This is a genomic window from Sphingobium aquiterrae (assembly GCF_037154135.1).
GTDB classification, from domain to species: Bacteria; Pseudomonadota; Alphaproteobacteria; order Sphingomonadales; family Sphingomonadaceae; genus Sphingobium; species Sphingobium aquiterrae.
In genome coordinates, this window is sequence record NZ_JBANFL010000016.1 from 124,499 (window position 1) to 140,182 (window position 15,684).

Here is a 15,684-nt window from a genome sequence, read left to right on the forward strand (position 1 = left end):
CCGACAATCGCAAGACCCCTGCCTGTTCCCTGGCAGGGGCGGCGGATATCATCACGGAGCGAGCACATCATGAACGAGCTCATTGGACGCGTTTACAGTTTCGAGAAGCATGTCTTCCCCAACCAGAGCGCCCTCTACAACCGTCTCGCGAGCGACGGTCAGAGCCCCAAGGCGCTGATGATCTCCTGCGCGGACAGCCGCATCGTGCCGGAGCATATCATGCAGGCGGAGCCGGGCGACCTGTTCGTGTGCCGCAACGCCGGCAATATCGTTCCGCCTTATTCGACGCAGAATGGCGGCGTGTCCTCGACCGTCGAATTCGCGGTCGTGGCGCTGGGCGTGCGCGACATCATCGTCTGCGGCCATTCGGACTGCGGCGCGATGAAGGCGCTGGTGCATGAAGAGGCACTGGTGGGCATGCCCAATGTCGCGGCCTGGTTGAAGCACAGCCATGCCGCCCAGAAGGTCGCGCGCGAAAGCTATCCCGATATGTCGGATCATGAGCGTATCCGCACGGTCAGCCTGGAAAATGTCGTGGGCCAGCTGGCCCATCTGCGCACCCATCCGTCCGTGGCGGCGGGCATCGCGCGGGGCGTGATCGCGCTGCACGGCTGGTTCGTGGACATCCATGCCGGCGTCGTGCTGGGCCTTGACGGTGAGACGGGCCGCTTCCTGCCGATGCGGGAGGGCGCCCCCATGCCGGTTGCGTTGCCGCATGCGGAGCGGCGCGCGTCCGACACCGATTATCTTCAGGCCGCGGAATAAGGAGCGCCCGGTGGCCATTCCCATGCCCAAAAGTTTCAGCCGCGATTTCACGGCATCCATCGTTGTCTTCCTGGTGGCGATGCCCCTGTGCATGGGGATCGCCGTCGCGTCCGGTGTGCCGGCCGAAAAGGGGCTCATCACCGGCATCATCGGCGGCCTTGTCGTCGGTTTCCTGGCCGGATCGCCGCTGCAGGTCAGCGGTCCGGCGGCCGGCCTTGCCGTCATCGTGTTTGAAATCGTCCGGGATCAGGGGCTTTCCGCCCTTGGCCCCATCCTGATCCTTGCCGGCGCGATCCAGGTGATCGCCGGCATCCTGCGCGCGGGCGGATGGTTCCGCGCCATCTCGCCGGCGGTTGTGCATGGCATGCTGGCGGGCATCGGCATCTTGATCGTCGTCGGCCAGTTCCATGTGCTGTTCGACGACAAGCCGTTGCCCAGCGGCCTTGCCAATCTGCTGGCGATGCCGGGCCAGCTTCTTGGCCTCGACAATCAGCCCGCCCTGCTGGCCTTCCTGGTCGGCCTGACGACCATCGGCGGCATGCTGGCGTGGGAGAAATTCCGCCCGGCGGCGCTTCGGCTCGTGCCGGGCGCGCTGGTCGGCGTGATGCTGGCGACGATCATCGCCTTTGCCTTTGCCCTGCCGGTGGCGCGCGTGACCGTGCCCGAATCCATCGTGGCGGCGATCAGCCTGCCCGAAGCCGGCTTCTGGGCGCAGTTCGCCAATCCCGCCGTCATCATGACGGCGCTGGCCATCGCCTTCATCGCCAGCGCCGAAACGCTGCTGTCGGCGGCGGCGGTGGACCGCATGCATGACGGGGCGCGGACCGACTACAATAAGGAACTGCGCGCGCAGGGCTTCGGCAACCTGCTGTGCGGTGCGGCGGGCGCCATCCCGATGACGGGCGTGATCGTCCGCAGCTCCGCCAATGTGCAGGCGGGCGCGGTGACGCGGCTCTCCGCGATCCTCCACGGCGTCTGGATATTGGCCTTCGTGGCGCTGCTTCCCTGGCTGCTGCGGGAAATCCCGATGGCGGCGCTGGCGGGCATTCTGGTCGTCACCGGCGTCCGCCTGATCAGCGTCGACCATGTGAAGCATCTCTTCCACCAATATGGCCCGCTGCCCGCGATCATCTGGGCGGTGACGCTGGTAATGGTGGTCGCCACCGATCTGCTGACCGGCGTGCTCACCGGCCTTGCGCTGTCGCTGCTGGAACTGCTGCCGCATGTCCGCCGCCTGGGCCTGACGATGGACGAGCAGAAGCAGGGGGATGCCCATGAGATATCGCTGGGCGGATCGGCGACCTTCCTCTCCCTTCCCAGGCTCTCGGCAAAGCTGGAAGAGGCGCCGGCCGGGCAGTTCGTGCGTCTCAACATGGAGCGTTTGTCCCATGTCGACCATACCTGCGCGGAGATGATGCGCGAGTGGATCGAACGCCGGCGGCGTGCGGGCGGCGCTGTGGAGCTGGCCGGCGGCACGGATCGCCTGCGCCGCTATGTCGGCCATTAGAGCAATGGCGCGCTGACGGCTGCGAACCCTATGTCCGGGCCGGAAGTCACAGGCTTCCGGCCCGGACATATTCTGGCATCAAAGTGGAAATATTATCCAAGAAACCGGAAATAATAGAGCAATAAACCGTTGCTTCATCGGCACAGGGCGGTGATTGTTTAATGATGCATTAGATCTTCCATGTAAAATTTTTGCAGTTGCGAATAACGCTTGTTCATCCGATCGATTCATCGCCATGACTTCGGTCTTGAGATGGATGAACGATCGGACGCAGGGTGGAACATTTCTTTTTCCAAAGGGGAATGTTCATGAAATTCTATCTCGCTTGCGCCGCATGTGCGCTGATGTCGAGCGCACCGGCTCTCGCCCAGGAAGAGCCCTCTGGCCCCGTCACCGTTACCGGCAGCGTCGGCCTGGTTTCCGACTATCGCTTCCGTGGCGTGTCGCAGAGCGACGAGGAAATGGCGATCCAGGGCGGGGCCACGATCACGCATGAAAGCGGCCTTTATGTCGGCACCTGGGCGTCCAACCTTTCCGGCTGGGGCACCTTTGGCGGCGCCAATATGGAGCTGGACATCTATGGCGGCTACAGCTTCCCGGTCGGCAGCGGCACGCTGGATGTGGGCGTGACCTGGTACATGTATCCGGGCGGTTTCTCGAACACCGATTTCGCCGAACCCTATGTGAAGCTGAGCGGCACGGCCGGCCCGGTCAAGCTGCTCGCCGGCGTCGCCTATGCGCCCAAGCAGGAAGCGCTGGGCAACTGGTCCAACACGCCGCAGAGTCGTGCGGGCGACAAGGAAGACAATCTCTACCTGTGGGGCGACGTCAGCTCGGGCATTCCGAACACGCCGCTGACGCTGAAGGGCCATATCGGCTATTCGGACGGTAACCCCGGCCTTGGCCCCAATGGCACCAGCATCGCGCCGACGGGCAAATATTGGGACTGGATGCTGGGCGCCGACCTGGCCGTCGGCCCGGCCACGCTGGGCGTCGCCTATGTCGATACCGACATCAGCAAATCGCAATCGGCCTATCTGCTGCCCAACTTCTCCTCGACCAAGGATGGCTCGTCCATCGCATCGGGCAAGATTCTCTTCTCCGCCTCGATTGCCTTCTGATTTCGGGCGCCTTCTGATTTTGGGCGCCCCGCGTTTCGGGGCGCTCCCTTGTTTCGGGCGAAAGCCCGATGGGCAGGTGCCGGGTCTGGTTCGCCAGGCCCGGCATCTTGGCTGTCAGGGGGAAGGGCAGGGCTGTTCAGGCGATGCCCTTCATCGTCCGGAAGGCGTCGAACCGTTCCAGGAAGCGGTCGATATCGGCCTTCGACAGATAATAGGGCGTCGACAGGCGCAGCTTGCTCGGTTCGCCGCCGCGCACGCGGATGCGGTGGCTCTTCCACAGCCATTCCTGCAGTTCCAGGCGCAGCACCGGCGCGACCGTGACCGTCGCGATGGCGCAGCGCATCGCCGGATCGGGCGACGTCATGCTGACCGCGCCGCGCTTCATCATCTCGCCATGCAGATAATCGGCCAGCTGGCGATGCCGCTGCTCGATCCGCGCGATGCCGATCTGCTCCGCCAGCGCCACGGCGGCGTTCAGGCCCATCATGATCGGGATGTTGGATGAGCCGATCTGCATGTAGCGATCCGCCTTGCGCGTGGGATCGTCCCAGCCGCCGGTGACGGTGGTGCTCCACACCCGGTCCATCACGCCTTCGTCGCGCAGATAGAGGAAGCCCGTGCCCTTGGGCGCGAACAGCCATTTGTGCATGGAGCCGGTATAGAGGTCGCAGCCGATGGCCGGGATGTCGAGCGCCATCATGCCCGGGGCATGGGCGCCGTCGAAGGCGGAGAGGATGCCCTTCGACCGGGCGAGCGTGGCGATCTCCTTCGCGGGCAGGACCACGCCGGTCGCGGTGCTGACATGGCTGGTGAAGATGATGCGGGTGTTGGGCGTGATCGCGTCGTTGATGCGATTGAGGATGTCCGCCGGCCCCTTTGGCGGCTTGGGCATCGTGAATTTCTTCACGACGATGCCGCTGCGTCTGGCGCGGAGCATCCAGGGCTGCTCGCCGCTGCCATGCTCCTCGTCGCTCATCAGCACTTCGTCGCCCGGTTTCAGGTCGAGCCCTGCTGCGATGACATTGTTCGCTTCCGTCGCATTGCGCAGGATGGCGATCTGGTCCGTCTGCGCGCCGACGAAGCGGGCGAAGGGCGCGCGGAATTCGGTCCAGGCGCCATAGCCCCAGATCGGATAATCCTCCGCGCCCGCCTGCGTCATCTGCTCGGTCAGCGCGAAACTGTCATAGACCGCCTTCAGCACCGGGCGGGGGGAGGAGCCGACCGTGCCGTTGTTCAGGTTCACCACATTGGCGGGGATCAGGAACTGTTTGCGCAGGCTCGCCCAATAGGCGTCCTCATCGCTGTCGAACAATGCGGGCGGCGGCATCGCGACGCTGCTCGCGATCTGCGCCATCAGGTCGGCGGGCGCCACGGCAAGGCCCGCTGCGGAGGCGGTGGCAAGGAAGGAACGGCGATCGAGCATCGGCGGCACCTCAAGGGTCAGGGTTGAAACGGGGCAACCGCCGGCCGGATGGCGAGACGCGCGATGCCCTGTCGCCCGAAGAAACGAACGGCGCGCATCCCAGCCGCCATGCGCGCGCGAATGGGGCGTCCGTCGGGCACGGATGCGGCCCCCGGACGCGCCCTAATCGGTTGTCGCGGGGCCGGTGCCCTGGCCGAACTGGCCGTAGAGGAAAGCGATCAGCGCCTGGACATTGGGATCGGCGATCCGATAGAAGATGGTCGTCGTCTCGCGCCGGGTCTGGACAAGGCCGCCCTCGCGCATGCGGGCGAGATGTTGCGAAACGCTCGACTGAGACAGGCCGCTCAGGTCGACCAGCTCGCCCACCGATGCCTCGCCTTCGCGCAGGCGGCACAGCAGCAGCAGCCGCTGTTCGTTCGCGACCAGCTTAAGGAGCGCGGCGACTTCGGCCGCGCATGCGCGCAGCACGTCAACCATCTCGTCCGTCACCGTCATCTGCTTGCTGGCCTCCCATCGTCACGCAACACCACATAGATCGCCGGAATAACCAGCACGGTGAGCAAGGTCGAGGAGGCCAGCCCGAATAGCAGCGAGATTGCAAGCCCCTGGAAGATCGGATCGGACAGGATGACGGCGGCGCCGATCATCGCGGCGGCGGCCGTCAGCACGATCGGCTTGAAGCGGATGGTGCCGGCCTGGATCAGCACATCGCGCAGCGGCCTGTCCGGCGTCGCTGTATGCCGGATGAAATCGACCAGCAGGATCGAGTTGCGCACGATGATGCCGGCCAGCGCGATGAAGCCGATCATCGAGGTGGCGGTGAACGGCGCGCCGAACAGCATATGGCCGATGACGATGCCGACAAGGGTGAGCGGCACCGGCGTCAGGATGACGAGCGGCAGCCGGAAGCTGCGGAACTGGGCGACGACGAGGATGTAGATGGCGAGCAGCGCGACCATGAACGCCGCCCCCATGTCGCGGAACGTGACCCAGGTGATTTCCCACTCGCCGTCCCAGAGCAGGCTGGTCGCGCTTTCATCGTCGGGCTGGCCGTTCAGGCGGATGACAGGCTTCTGCAGGCCGCTCGCCGCCCAATCATAGGCATCGACCGCGCGATCCACCGCCAGCATGCCATAGATCGGCGCTTCATAGGCGCCCGCAAGCTCGGCCGTGACCATGTCGGCAAAATGGCCGTCGCGGCGGAAGAGCGAAGGGCTGCCGCGATCCTGCCGTGTCTCGACCACGGCGCCCAGCTCGATCAGGCTCGGGCCGCTTGCCCCCTGCGACACCGCGACCGGCGTGCCGGTGAGCGTCTGCGTCCAGCTGCGGGCGGATTGCGGCAGCGCGATGGTGATCGGCAGCGGTGTCCGCTCGTCCCCGCGCGGCGCATAGCCGATCGTCCGGCTCCCCAGCAGCGCACCGATGGAATCGTTGATGTCACGCTCGGACAGGCCGTAATATTCGATCCGGTCGCGCCGTGGGATCAGGCGGAGTTTCGGGCGCGGCTGGCCGAAGCTGTTGTCGACATCGACGATATAGGGGATCGAACGGAAGATCTTTTCAAGCGCGGTCGCGGTCGCGCGCCGGGTCTTGGCGTCGGGGCCATAGATTTCCGCGAGCAATGTCGCGAGCACCGGCGGCCCCGGCGGCGTTTCGACAACCTTGATCGAGGCGCCGGCGGGCAGTTTCAGCCCCTTGAGCCGTGCGCGCAGGTCGAGCGCGATCTGATGGCTTGAGCGGTTCCGCTCGCCCTTGGGCAGCAATGTCATCATGACATCGCCCATTTCCGGGCGGCTGCGCAGGAAATAATGGCGGACCAGACCGTTGAAGTTGAACGGCGCCGACGTGCCGGCATAGGCTTCCATCGCGGTCGCCTCGGGCAGGGCGCGGGCGATGCGGGTCACGTCTTCCAGCATGCGGCCGGTGCCCTCCAGGCTTGTGCCTTCGGGCATGTCGACCACGATCTGGACCTCCGACTTGTTGTCGAACGGCAGCAGCTTGACCGTCACGGCCTTGAAATAGAACATCGAGCAGGCGAGCAGGGTCGCGACCCCGACCGCGATCAGGAAATTGCGGGCCGAGCCGCGGCTGTCGATCACCCGGTGCGCGACCCGGGCATAGAGGCGCCCGAGCCTGCCGCCGCTTTCGTCATGCCCATGGGCCATATCCGTCGTCAGCGCCGTGCGGGCGAAGCGGATCATCAGCCAGGGCGCGATCACCACCGCGACGAAGAAGGAAAACACCATCGCGGCCGATGCGTTGACCGGGATCGGCGCCATATAGGGGCCCATCAGCCCGGAGACGAACAGCATCGGCAACAGCGCGGCGACGACGGTGAGGGTCGCCACCACCGTCGGGTTGCCGACCTCCGCCACCGCCTCGATTGCGGCCTGCGTGCGGCTGCGGTCGTCCGGCATGGCCCAGTGCCGGGCGATATTCTCGATCATCACGATCGCATCGTCGACCAGGATGCCGATCGAGAAGATCAGCGCGAACAGGCTGACGCGATTGATCGTATAGCCCATCAGGTTGGAGGCGAACATGGTCAGCAGGATGGTGGTGGGGATCACCACGGCAGTCACGGCCGCCTCGCGCCAGCCGATGGCGAAGCCGATCAGCACGACGATGGAGACTGTCGCGAGCGCGAGATGGAAGAGCAGCTCGTTCGCCTTCTCGTTCGCGCTGGCGCCATAGTTGCGCGTTACCGCGACATCGACGCCATCGGGGATGAGCGTGCCCTTGAGGCGTTCGAGCCGCTGGAGCACCGCGTCGGAGACGAGCACGGCATTGGCGCCCGCGCGCTTGGCGATGGCGATGCTGACGGCGGGGCCGCTCGACCAGCGCCCGTCGGCCCGCGCCCAGCGCCAGGCCCGGGCCTGATCCTCACGCGGGCCCTGCGTGACCGACGCGACATCCCGCAGGTAGACGGGCGCGCCGCTCACCGAACGGACGGTGAGCATGCCGACATCCTGCGCCGAAGCCAGCGTCTGGCCGGCGGTCACGGCGACCGCCTGGCCGCCTTCGCGGATGTCGCCGGCGGGAAAGCTGCGATTGGCCTGGGCCGCCGCGTCGATCACGCTGCCCAGGGGGACGCCATATTGGCCGAGCCTGGCCGGATCGGGTGCGATGCGGATTTCTTCCGGGCGCCCGCCGGTCAGGAAGGTCAGGCCGACATTGTCGACCTTGGCGATCTCGGTCCGCAATTTGGCGGCGAGGGCGTATAGCGTCTGGTCGTCATATTGCCCGGCCGCGCCGGCTTTGGGCGAGAGCGTCAGGACGACGGCGGGAACGTCGGCGATCCCGCGCACCGTGACCTTGGGGTCGGGGATGCCGACGGGAATGCGATCCCAGTTCGCGCGCAGCTTCTCGTCGATCCGGGTCGCGGCATCCTCGGGGCTCGACCCCACCAGGAACCGCGCCGTCACCATCACCCCGTCATCTTCGGCCTGGGTATAGACATGCTCGACCCCGTCGACGCTCTTGACGATGGTTTCGAGCGGGATGCCGACGAGCTGGACGGCATCGGGCGCCGAAAGGCCGGGCGCGGCCACCTGGATGTCGACCATCGGCACGCTGATCTGCGGCTCTTCCTCGCGCGGGATGGTGAACAGGGCGAGCAGGCCGATGGCGATGGCCGCCAGCAGGAACAGGGGCGTCAGCGGCGAGCCGATGGTCGCGCGGGTCAGGCGCCCCGACAGGCCGAGATTCATTGGGCCGGGATTCATTGGGCTGGGGTTCATTTCGGGCGCCCCGGCGCGAACAGGATGTCGCCGGCGGCGACGCCGCTGATGATCTCCAGCATGCTGGGGTCGCCGGTGGGCGCGGTCTGGACGGAAACGGCGCTGACCCGGCGGTCCGGGGTGAGGATGTCGACATAGTCGATACCGTAGCGCGTCGAGACGAACCGGCGCGGGACCATGAACGCCCGCCGCCGCCCCACTGCGATCGTCACGCCGACACGCCGCCCCACGGCCTGCGTCGTGAGGCCGGACACCGTGGCATCGACCCGCACCCGCCCCCCGGCGATGGCGGGATAGACTTGAGTCACATGGCCTTGGCGCGATCCCTCGGGCAGGTCGCCCGGCGCAACGGTGACGCTGGCGCCGACCCTGACGGCATCGACAAGCGATTCGGGCAGGTCGAGGCGCAGTATCGGTGGGCCGGCGGTAATGGTTGCGATCGACATGCCCGGCGCCACCACCGATCCTGCCGGAATATCGGCGCGCAGCACCCGGCCGCTTGCCGGTGCCAGAACGGCGCCTTGGCCCGCGACGCTGGCGCTCGCATTGCGCTGGGCGCGGGCCGCCGCGACCTGGGCATCGGCCGCGCGCGCCATGGCGACCGACTGGTCGAGCCGCGCCTTGGCATAGACATTGTGACTGTAGAGATCCTGGACGCGGGCAAGATCGCCACGGGCGCGGGCGGCCTCGGCCTGCGTGGCGGCCAACTGCGCGCCCGCCGCGCTGATATCATAGCCAAGCCGCGCGTCGGCGATCGTGCCGATCCGCTGGCCCCTTGTCACCATGTCGCCGGCCCGCACGCCAAGGCTGGCCAGCGTGCCGGGGATGCGGGCAAGGGCCTGCGCCTGGTCCCGCGTCGTGATCTCGGCGCCCACCGCCTTCATGTCCGCGGTTTCGGCAAGCGCGACCGTCAGGCGTTCGCCGGCGGGCAAGGCGGTGGCCTGCTGCTGCTTCGGCGCGTTGCCGCCGCAGGCCGTGAGTGCCAGCGCCGCGCCGGCGACCGCCCATGTCCATTTCGTCACTGCGCCTGCCTCCCCCGGTTCATGCCTTAGCCGCGCTCGACCGGGAAACCGGCCGCCTTCCAGGCGCCGATGCCCCCGGCGAGATGCGTGTCGATGCTGGCCTGCGCGCTGGCGCACCGGTCGAGCGCCATGCCCGATCGCTTGCCGCCGGCACATTGCAGCACGATCGTCCGCCCGGCGGCATCCGGAAGATCATGGGGCGCGAAGGTCGAGAGCGGGGCGTTTATTGCGCCCCCGATGTGCCCGGCCGCGAATTCGTCCGGTTCCCGCACGTCGATGAGCAGGGCCGCGCCCTTGGCCAGCATCGCCTGCAGGGTCTGCGCATCGATTTCCTTGTGGGCCTTGGTCTTGCCGAATCCGAACATGCCGAGTCTCCATAACCGCATCATCAATTTGTATATTGCATATATCATGTAATCATTATATTCCGTCAAGCCAGATATTCACCGCGCGGAGGAGCAGGGGTCATGGGCAAGCCGAACATTGTGGTGCTGGGGGCGGGTCTGGGCGGCACCATCGCTGCCTATGAGATCAAGGCGGCGATCAAGGATCGCGCCGAAGTGACGATGGTTGCGGACTCGGAGACCTATTCCTTCGTGCCGTCCAACCCCTGGGTGGCGGTCCGCTGGCGCACGCCGGAGGCCATCCAGGTGCATCTGCCCCCGATTTTCGCCAGGAAGAAGATCGGCTTCACCGCGGTCGGCGCCAAACGCCTGCATGCGGCCGAAAAGCGGCTTGAACTGAATGACGGCGCCAGCATCAATTACGATTATATTGTAATTGCAACAGGGCCTGACCTGGCCTTCGATGAGATCGAGGGGCTTGGGCCCGATGGCGGGCATACCGTTTCCGTGTGCCAGACGGCCCATGCCTCTGCCGCGGCGGACGCGTTCGACCGCTTTGTCGAACATCCCGGCCCGATCGTGGTCGGCGCGGTCCAGGGCGCGTCCTGCTATGGCCCGGCCTATGAATTCGCGCTGATCCTCGACACCGAACTGCGCCGCCGCAAGATCCGCGACAGGGTGCCGATGACCTTCGTCACCGCGGAACCCTATATCGGCCATCTCGGCCTGGACGGGGTCGGCGATACCAAGAGCCTGCTGGAAAGCACGCTGCGCGAGCGGCACATCAAATGGATCACCAATGCGCGCGTCGCCAGGGTCGATGCCGGCATGATGCATGTCGAGGAGATCGCGGAGGGCGGGGCGGTCGCCAAGACCCATGACCTGCCATTCGGATTTTCGATGATGCTGCCGGCCTTTCGCGGCGTGCCGGCGGTATACGACATTGCGGGCCTCACCAATCCGCGCGGCTTCATCCTGGTCGACAGGCATCAGCGCAATCCGGCCTTTCCGGAGATTTTCGCCCTGGGCGTCTGTGTCGCGATCCCGCCGACCGGGCCGACGCCGGTGCCCGTCGGCGTGCCCAAGACCGGCTTCATGATCGAAAGCATGGTGACGGCCATCGCCGCCAATCTCGACGCGATCCTGGATGGCAGGGAGCCCGTGGCCGAGGCGACCTGGAACGCGGTCTGCCTTGCCGATTTCGGCGATGGCGGCGTCGCCTTCGTCGCCCAGCCGCAAATCCCGCCGCGCAACGTCAACTGGGCCGCCAGCGGCAAATGGGTTCACCTCGCCAAGGTCGGCTTCGAGAAATATTTCCTGCGCAAGGTCCGCAAGGGCGAGAGCGAGCCCTTTTACGAAAAGCTCGCGCTGCATGTGATGGGCATCCGCAAGCTGCGGATGTGAATGCCGCATTCGATAGGGAAGGAATATCGCAATGACTCTCGATCGCGCCGTCTTGATCTTCGCGGGCTGTGTGGTCCTGCTGGGGATCGTCCTGTCGCTCATGGTCCATCCCTGGTGGATCGGCCTGAGCGCCTTTGCCGGCCTCAATATGATCCAGGCCGGCTTCACCGGATTCTGTCCCGCGGCCAAAGTCTTCAAGGCAATGGGCGTGCGGCCGGGCACGGCGTTCAAATGACCGGCGCGCGCCGCATGGCATGGCTGGTACTGGGGCTTGCCGCCCCGTTGGCGGCCGGCACGGCGGCGCATGCGACCACGCTTGACGAGGCGCTTGCCGCCGCCATCGCCCATGCGCCGGAGGTCGCCGCGGCCGATGCGGATGCCGATGCCGCCCGCGCGCGTCTGGATCAGGCGCAGGCGGGGCGGCTGCCCACCGCCACGCTCAGCGGCACGATCGGCTATGGCCGGCTCGATCCGCGCAATTTCTTCGGGCTTGGCGCGGCCGACGTCACCCCGCTTGCCGCGCAGATGACGGTCGAACAGCCGCTCTTCACCGGTGGCCGGGTCAGCGCCGGCATCGATCAGGCGCGCGCCGGTATTGCCGGGGCCAGGGCCGGGCAGGCCGGGACGCGCAGCCAGCTGGTGATGGCGGTGACGCAGACCTATGGCGATGTGCTGACCGCCGCGCGGATGGTCGATCTCTATGGCCGGCTGGTCGTCCAGATGACCGAGATCGCGCGTCAGGCCCGGCTGAAGTTCCGCGCCGGCGAAAGCCCGAGCACGGATGTTGCCCAGGCCGGCGCCCGGCTGGCCGAAGCCCGCGCCGGGCTCGCCCGGGCGCAGGGCATGCAGGTGTCGGCGCAGGCGCATTTCCGCAATCTGACGGGGCTTGAGCCCGTGGATTTCCAGCCCTTGCCGGCCGATCCCCCGCTGCCCGCCACGCTCGAAGAGGCGATGGATGCCGCCATGCACGGCAATCCCGCGCTCGCGCAGTCGGAGGCCGGCGTGCGCGGCGCGCAGGCGGCGGCGCGCGGCGCGCGGGCCGAGCGGCTGCCCATGGTCGGCGCCTTTGCGGAAGGCGCCACCGTGCGCGACCAGTTCTTCCCCGATTACCGCGCCGACAGCGCGACTGTGGGTATCCGCGCCCGGTGGGCATTGTTCAGCGGCGGCCGGGTGTCGGGCAAGGTCGCCGAAACGGGCAGTGCGGCGCGCGCGGCCGATGCGCGGCTGCGCGCCATGCGCATGCAGGTCGAGGAGCAGGTGATCTCCGCGTTCCAGGATGTGCGCACGGCGCAGCTCGTCCAGCAGGCGGCGACCGATCAGGCCGCCGCCGCCGCCCAGGCGCTGGACAGCGTCCGCAACGAGGTTCGGGTCGGCATGAAGCCGCAGCTCGACCTGCTCGATGCCGAGCGCGAGGCGATTGCCGCCGACGCCGGCGCTGCTCGCGCGGCGACCGACCGTATCGTTGCCGCCTATCGGCTGCTCAGCCTTTTGGGCCGTTATTGAGCCGCTGATGAAGAGAAAGTCGAAGAGAAGGAAGAAACGCGATGCATAAGGACTGGCCGGCAATGGCAGCGCAACTGACCGGAGCGATCAAGGAGGTGCGGCTGGGCAGCCCGGAGGTGACGAGGGCCTTCTCCGCAATGGCGCGCGCGGCGACGCAGGCCGGCACGCTGGACACCAAAACCAAGGAACTGATCGCGCTCGCCATCTCGGTGGCGATCCGCTGCGACGGGTGCGTGGCCTTTCACAGTCAGGCCGCCGTCCGGCATGGCGCGACCCGTGAGGAGATCATGGAGGTCATGGGCATGGCGCTCTACATGGGCGCGGGGCCGAGCCTGATGTACGCCGCGCAGGCGGTCGAGGCCTTCGACCAGTTCGCGGCGGGAGCCCCAGCCCCAGTTGAAGCCGAAGCCCGCGCGGCGGGGGAGGCGGGGGCATAGCCTGAGCGTTTCCCTTCATCGCCCGGGCGGGTGCCGGCACCTTTGAAGATGCCGGCGCCCGTCATGTTCGATTGGCCGGCAGCCCGACCGATCGGGTCAGAAGTTGGGATCGAAGTTGAAATAGATGGGGTTCGACAGCCCGATCATATTGCCGCTCAGCGCCATTGATCCGGGTACTGCGGGATAAGGGGTCGGCGTGCCCTCCACCTGGACGCGATAATAGCTGCGCCCGGCGGCGGCCGGGGTGTCGGTGAAACCGATCTCGGGGGTCGGCCCGCTTGCTGGGTAGCTCCCCAGGCGATCCCCATTCTTCACCACCGTGACGACATAGGCCGCATCGGGGGCGATGTTCCGGCCGACGAGCCGCACGCGGAAGTGGACCGGCTGGCCGGTCGCGCGGACATTGTCGCCCATCATCATGTCCATCCGCCCGTCATCGTTCAGGTCGGCGTAGAATTCGACGCGCGGCGCCTCCGGGTTCGCGCTCACCGAGACGCGGCCGTAGGTCAGCGCATCCACCACCGCCTGCGGCGTCCGCCGGGTGGCGAAGACCCAGGTGGTCGGCGTGCCGACATAATTGGCCGTGGCCTGCACGCTGTTGGGTTTCGCCTGTTCGGGCGTGTCCGGCACGCCATGATGCGCGTCGCTGCCGCCGCGCCCGGTCAGCTTGCGGCCCGATTTCAGCATGTCGTCCCAGATCATGATGGCATTGGAGTTCTTCGGCCACAGCGCCGAGTTCCACACCTCGATCGAATCGACCAGGTCGTAGGAGAAGCCGAAATTGTCCTTGCCGATCGGATGATTGGCGGAAAGGTGGATGCCCAGTTCCTTCTTCACCGCGCCGATCTTCACATCGCGCTGGTCCCGCACGTCGTACAGGCGTTGATGGTCATAGGGCTTGGCCGAGAAGACGTTGCCATGGCCGCGATGCGTCGTCCATTCGGCGCCATAGAGCAGCAGCACGGATTTCGAATGGAATTCCGGATCGGCCCATGTGTGATGCGCGATGTCGCCGTCCACATGATTGTCGTGGTCGGTGATGTCGATATAGTCCATCCCCACCTTCTCCGCGAAGGCGATGATCTTCGCGACGGGGTTGTTGGTCGACTCCTTGCTGTGGCGGGAGTGAAGGTGCAGGTCTCCCTTGAGCCACAGGCCAGCGCTCAGGCTGGCGACCGGCGGGATCGCGGGCGCGTCGGCCAAGGCCGTGGTGGTGGGGAAGAGTGTCAGGAAGAGGGGGAGGGCCAGGGAAAAGGGGGCCGGGAACAGCCGTGCGCGCATCGTTGATCCTTTGGTTCGAGGGGGGAAGGCGGCCGCGATGGCGACCGCCCGTTGCCGGCATCAGAAGCGGGCGCGCACGCCCAGGAGGAAGGTGCGGCCGTAATTGGTGTAGCCCGCGAAGCGCTCGTTGCGGACATAGTTCCATTGCACCGCGTCGGTCAGGTTGATCCCCTGGAAGGAGACGGAGATCTTCGGCGTGATGTCATAGGAAATGTCGTAGTCGAGCGAACCGAAGGGCAGGTCGTTGTTCGACGCCAGCCCCGCGCCGCCCACGTCGCGCAGCACGCTGCCGCGCCACGAATAGCTGAAACGCACCGCCGCGCCGCCCTTTTCATAGAAGAGCGTGGCGCTGAAGCTGTCCTTGGCGACATCGACCATATCGTCCTTGGTGATGATGCCGGTGGATGTCGAATATGTGCCCTGGCTCTGGGTGTGGGTGTAGTTGGCCAGCACGCCCAGCCCGTCGAACGGCGCGGGCAGGAAGGTGAAGGTCTGCTGATAGGCAAGCTCGGCACCATAGACATAGGCGCTGCCGCCATTTTGCGGGGCGGTGAGCAGATAATCCTGCCCGTCGATCACGAACGGCCTTGTCTGCGCGAAGACGAAGGTGGTGATGTCCTTGTAGAACAGGCCGCCGATCAGCGCGCTGGACGGCGCGAAATACCATTCGGCGGTCGCGTCATATTGCCATGCCTCGAAGGGTTTCAGGTCCGGATTGCCGCCCGATGCGGTCAGTTGCGTGTTGGTGGCGGTGATCAGGCGCGGGGCGATATCCGCCAGCGCCGGCCGGGTGATGACCTTGGACGCGGCAAAGTGCATCTGGAAGTTGCGGGAGCCGACATCGCCAGTCGATCCACCGACGACGAACGTGCGGGCATGGCGGAATGGTGGGCCTGCTGTCGGAAGATGGTGGGCACCGATCCGGCGATGGCGAAGATTTTTGCGGGGTTTTTGCCGAGCGATTTGGATTTGTAATGTCAGGGCGGACTCACAACTAGAAGCCCCTTCTGCTGCCGGTAGGAATCAACTGCCATCAGCAGGCCTGCAACCTCAGCAGGTCCTAGGATGGATCGACATTCAGGATTCCCAAACGGCGTAAGTGCTGATTCATAGGGTTCTGCGATTGAGCGGGAGCTA

At 66.3% G+C, this 15,684-nt stretch carries 15 protein-coding genes; 8 read left to right on the top strand and 7 right to left on the bottom strand.

Translation table 11 applies throughout. The features are described 5' to 3' along the window. Positions 1-69: 69 nt before the first annotated feature. The 3 genes from WFP78_RS17200 to WFP78_RS17210 all read left to right on the top strand — a co-directional run bounded on the left by WFP78_RS17200 (position 70) and on the right by WFP78_RS17210 (position 3,393). Positions 70-765, top strand: a complete 696-nt coding sequence (locus tag WFP78_RS17200; protein ID WP_336965102.1) for a carbonic anhydrase — start codon at positions 70-72, stop codon at positions 763-765. 22 nt (positions 766-787) lie between these two features. Then, positions 788-2,272 (top strand): SulP family inorganic anion transporter, encoded by a 1,485-nt coding sequence (locus tag WFP78_RS17205; protein WP_336965157.1) that lies wholly within the window; start codon positions 788-790, stop codon positions 2,270-2,272. Between the two features lie 308 nt (positions 2,273-2,580). Next, positions 2,581-3,393: a TorF family putative porin gene (locus tag WFP78_RS17210; RefSeq protein ID WP_419722992.1), complete on the top strand. Its 813-nt coding sequence runs from the start codon at positions 2,581-2,583 to the stop codon at positions 3,391-3,393. A gap of 136 nt (positions 3,394-3,529) precedes the next feature. Here the strand turns inward: WFP78_RS17210 and WFP78_RS17215 are convergent, their stop codons facing one another. The 5 genes from WFP78_RS17215 to WFP78_RS17235 all read right to left on the bottom strand — a co-directional run bounded on the left by WFP78_RS17215 (position 3,530) and on the right by WFP78_RS17235 (position 9,943). Continuing rightward, positions 3,530-4,816, bottom strand: coding sequence for an aminotransferase class V-fold PLP-dependent enzyme (locus WFP78_RS17215; RefSeq protein WP_336965107.1), 1,287 nt, complete (start codon positions 4,814-4,816; stop codon positions 3,530-3,532). 162 nt (positions 4,817-4,978) lie between these two features. Next, positions 4,979-5,311, bottom strand: coding sequence for an ArsR/SmtB family transcription factor (locus WFP78_RS17220; RefSeq protein WP_336965110.1), 333 nt, complete (start codon positions 5,309-5,311; stop codon positions 4,979-4,981). After that, complete coding sequence (locus tag WFP78_RS17225; protein ID WP_336965113.1) at positions 5,308-8,526, bottom strand: efflux RND transporter permease subunit; 3,219 nt, start codon at positions 8,524-8,526, stop codon at positions 5,308-5,310. The genes WFP78_RS17220 and WFP78_RS17225 overlap by 4 nt, the downstream gene beginning before the upstream one ends. Positions 8,527-8,552: 26 nt before the next feature. Continuing rightward, positions 8,553-9,578, bottom strand: coding sequence for an efflux RND transporter periplasmic adaptor subunit (locus WFP78_RS17230; RefSeq protein WP_336965116.1), 1,026 nt, complete (start codon positions 9,576-9,578; stop codon positions 8,553-8,555). Between the two features lie 26 nt (positions 9,579-9,604). Next, complete coding sequence (locus WFP78_RS17235; protein ID WP_336965119.1) at positions 9,605-9,943, bottom strand: rhodanese-like domain-containing protein; 339 nt, start codon at positions 9,941-9,943, stop codon at positions 9,605-9,607. A 102-nt stretch (positions 9,944-10,045) separates the two neighbouring features. Here WFP78_RS17235 and WFP78_RS17240 point away from each other — a divergent pair, with 102 nt between their 5' ends. Genes WFP78_RS17240 through WFP78_RS17255 form a run of 4 tightly spaced genes read left to right on the top strand, consistent with a single transcriptional unit; the run spans position 10,046 to position 13,266 of the window. Continuing rightward, a complete protein-coding gene (locus tag WFP78_RS17240) occupies positions 10,046-11,326 on the top strand; it encodes an NAD(P)/FAD-dependent oxidoreductase (RefSeq protein WP_336965121.1) in 1,281 nt (426 codons plus the stop codon). A 31-nt stretch (positions 11,327-11,357) separates the two neighbouring features. Further along, positions 11,358-11,561, top strand: coding sequence for a YgaP family membrane protein (locus WFP78_RS17245; protein WP_336965124.1), 204 nt, complete (start codon positions 11,358-11,360; stop codon positions 11,559-11,561). After that, positions 11,558-12,829, top strand: a complete 1,272-nt coding sequence (locus tag WFP78_RS17250; protein ID WP_336965126.1) for a TolC family protein — start codon at positions 11,558-11,560, stop codon at positions 12,827-12,829. The genes WFP78_RS17245 and WFP78_RS17250 overlap by 4 nt, the downstream gene beginning before the upstream one ends. A 41-nt stretch (positions 12,830-12,870) precedes the next feature. Next, positions 12,871-13,266: a carboxymuconolactone decarboxylase family protein gene (locus WFP78_RS17255; protein WP_336965128.1), complete on the top strand. Its 396-nt coding sequence runs from the start codon at positions 12,871-12,873 to the stop codon at positions 13,264-13,266. Positions 13,267-13,362: 96 nt separating this feature from the next. Here WFP78_RS17255 and WFP78_RS17260 read toward each other — a convergent pair whose 3' ends face one another. Both WFP78_RS17260 and WFP78_RS17265 read right to left on the bottom strand, forming a co-directional pair. After that, positions 13,363-14,547, bottom strand: coding sequence for a CehA/McbA family metallohydrolase (locus WFP78_RS17260; RefSeq protein ID WP_336965130.1), 1,185 nt, complete (start codon positions 14,545-14,547; stop codon positions 13,363-13,365). Between the two features lie 60 nt (positions 14,548-14,607). Next, entirely contained in the window at positions 14,608-15,366 is a 759-nt protein-coding gene (locus WFP78_RS17265; protein ID WP_336965132.1) for a TonB-dependent receptor domain-containing protein, read from the bottom strand. On the opposite strand from WFP78_RS17265, the gene WFP78_RS17270 reads away from it, so the two are divergent. Beyond that, a complete protein-coding gene (locus tag WFP78_RS17270) occupies positions 15,361-15,522 on the top strand; it encodes a hypothetical protein (RefSeq protein ID WP_336965134.1) in 162 nt (53 codons plus the stop codon). The genes WFP78_RS17265 and WFP78_RS17270 overlap by 6 nt on opposite strands. The last annotated feature ends 162 nt before the right edge of the window (positions 15,523-15,684 follow it).

Coding starts and splice junctions, on each gene's coding strand:
- WFP78_RS17200 (WP_336965102.1), top strand. CDS start 70: ATGAACGAGCTCATTGGACGCGTTTACAGTTTCGAGAAGCATGTCTTC.
- WFP78_RS17205 (WP_336965157.1), top strand. CDS start 788: ATGCCCAAAAGTTTCAGCCGCGATTTCACGGCATCCATCGTTGTCTTC.
- WFP78_RS17210 (WP_419722992.1), top strand. CDS start 2,581: ATGAAATTCTATCTCGCTTGCGCCGCATGTGCGCTGATGTCGAGCGCA.
- WFP78_RS17215 (WP_336965107.1), bottom strand. CDS start 4,816: ATGCTCGATCGCCGTTCCTTCCTTGCCACCGCCTCCGCAGCGGGCCTT.
- WFP78_RS17220 (WP_336965110.1), bottom strand. CDS start 5,311: ATGACGGTGACGGACGAGATGGTTGACGTGCTGCGCGCATGCGCGGCC.
- WFP78_RS17225 (WP_336965113.1), bottom strand. CDS start 8,526: ATGAATCTCGGCCTGTCGGGGCGCCTGACCCGCGCGACCATCGGCTCG.
- WFP78_RS17235 (WP_336965119.1), bottom strand. CDS start 9,943: ATGTTCGGATTCGGCAAGACCAAGGCCCACAAGGAAATCGATGCGCAG.
- WFP78_RS17240 (WP_336965121.1), top strand. CDS start 10,046: ATGGGCAAGCCGAACATTGTGGTGCTGGGGGCGGGTCTGGGCGGCACC.
- WFP78_RS17245 (WP_336965124.1), top strand. CDS start 11,358: ATGACTCTCGATCGCGCCGTCTTGATCTTCGCGGGCTGTGTGGTCCTG.
- WFP78_RS17250 (WP_336965126.1), top strand. CDS start 11,558: ATGACCGGCGCGCGCCGCATGGCATGGCTGGTACTGGGGCTTGCCGCC.
- WFP78_RS17255 (WP_336965128.1), top strand. CDS start 12,871: ATGCATAAGGACTGGCCGGCAATGGCAGCGCAACTGACCGGAGCGATC.
- WFP78_RS17260 (WP_336965130.1), bottom strand. CDS start 14,547: ATGCGCGCACGGCTGTTCCCGGCCCCCTTTTCCCTGGCCCTCCCCCTC.
- WFP78_RS17265 (WP_336965132.1), bottom strand. CDS start 15,366: ATGCACTTTGCCGCGTCCAAGGTCATCACCCGGCCGGCGCTGGCGGAT.